The sequence below is a fragment of the Rhizobacter sp. P3_B12 genome, assembly GCF_056402895.1.
In genome coordinates this window covers 1-1,116 of the sequence record NZ_JBFUGN010001437.1, presented here as the reverse complement: position 1 = coordinate 1,116, position 1,116 = coordinate 1, and the positions used below count along the sequence as shown (strand labels likewise).

The following is a 1,116-nucleotide window of genomic DNA, read 5'->3' as shown; positions in this document are numbered from 1 at the left end:
ACGCTGGACCGCGCGGCCCGGCTGGCCAACATCGCCGCGGCGCTCAGCACCTGCGGGCATGGCGCGGTCGCGCCGCTGCCGACGCTGGCCGAGGTGTTCACGGCCGAGGGCTGACGATCCCCGCGTTCAGGCCGCCTGCAGCAGCAGCATGCGCTGCCAGCCGATCGCGATGAAGTTCCAGGCCCGGCCTTCGGCGAGCGTCGACCAGCGCAGCATCAGGTCACCGAGGGCCACCAGCGTGTCGGGCGCACGCACCTCGATGCGCACCACCGGGCTCGTGAACTGCCGCACCTCGTCGCTCGAGACGGCGCGCACGGCGGGCGGCGGCGTGCCGGGCACCGGCTTCGGCGCGAGGGGCCCGGCGAACAGCCGGCGCTCGGCGTACTGCAGCATCGATTCGCCGAAGGCGTCGGCGGCCCGGCGCCATGCCATCACCAGGGCCTGCAGGGCATCGCGGCTGTCGGCATCGGGCATCGCCATGTAGTGGATGCCGGTCAGCACCGGCGTCGACGCGGGAGCCGGGGCAGTCAGGCGCTTCAGCGCCGGCGGCGCGGCGAAACGCCGGTGCCAGCGGTGCGGCCGGCCGCTGCGTGTCGTCGCACGCTCTGCGTGCTGGGGAACCTGCCTGAACTGATGCTGTAGCCGCCGCATGCCGAACTCCCTGGGTGAGTCGGTCGACAGCCCTGCGCCGACCCGCCCGCTGAGTGACGGCAGGAGGTGCGCGGTTCCAGTTGTGATGTTCCGGGGCCCGATGTGCCCGTGCTGCTTGTGCTACTGGACGTCGCCGGCGCGACGCAGTTCGTCGCACTGCGCATGCCGCGCGAACTGCGGCTTGGCACATTGCGCCTGCATGCAGTACAGCAGCGCGAAATTGACGCGCGCGCCGCAGGCGGCCCGGGGGTTCGTCGCGCCCGCCACGATGGCATCGACCGGCGGCTTCGCGCTGGTAGACGCAGCTACCGCGCCGCCGGTTGGCATCGATGTCACGGGGGGCGTGGGTGGGGTGGGGATGGCCGGTGCGGCCTCGGCCGGTGCAACGGTGGCCGGCTCGGCGGGTGCCGGCGTGGCATCCGCCGCCGCGGGCGTGTCGGCATCGGTCGGCTTGTCCGCCTCGAC

General features: G+C 73.5%; 1 protein-coding gene and 1 pseudogene. Both read right to left on the bottom strand.

Going from position 1 to position 1,116, the window contains the following annotated elements; translation table 11 throughout:
* Positions 1 to 126: 126 nt before the first annotated feature.
* Entirely contained in the window at positions 127 to 651 is a 525-nt protein-coding gene (locus AC1D01_RS35885; RefSeq protein ID WP_477874463.1) for a hypothetical protein, read from the bottom strand.
* A 120-nt stretch (positions 652 to 771) separates the two neighbouring features.
* Positions 772 to 1,116: pseudogene (locus AC1D01_RS35880) on the bottom strand (hypothetical protein); the annotation flags it as partial.